This window comes from Chryseobacterium sp. SIMBA_029, assembly GCF_046535275.1.
GTDB lineage: Bacteria > Bacteroidota > Bacteroidia > Flavobacteriales > Weeksellaceae > Chryseobacterium.
The window spans coordinates 1-277 of the sequence record NZ_JAWRXA010000239.1 but is presented as its reverse complement, the minus strand read 5'-3'; the positions used below and the strand labels follow the sequence as shown (position 1 = coordinate 277).

Below are 277 nucleotides of genomic sequence, written 5' to 3'. Positions count from 1 at the left end.
CTGATAGCATCATGGCCGCGCGCGACTTGCGCCGTCGCCTCCTACACTGACATGCGCTTACTTCTTCACACCACGCTGCTTGTCCTGTGCGCCGCCGTCGGCGCGCCGGCTATCGGCAGCACTGTCATCAGCCGGACTTTCCATTCCGACGCGCTCGATCGCGATTGGGCTTATACGATCTATCTGCCGACCGGCTATCGCCACGACGCCGCCCGCATCCCGGTGCTGTATCTCCTGCACGGCAATAACGGCAATGCCGACGACTGGGTCACGCAAG

At 62.8% G+C, this 277-nt stretch carries 1 protein-coding gene; it reads left to right on the top strand.

Going from position 1 to position 277, the window contains the following annotated elements:
• Nucleotides 1–51: 51 nt before the first annotated feature.
• Nucleotides 52–277: alpha/beta hydrolase-fold protein (locus tag SB679_RS23975; RefSeq protein WP_410704744.1), on the top strand; the 226-nt coding region annotated here is incomplete at its 3' end.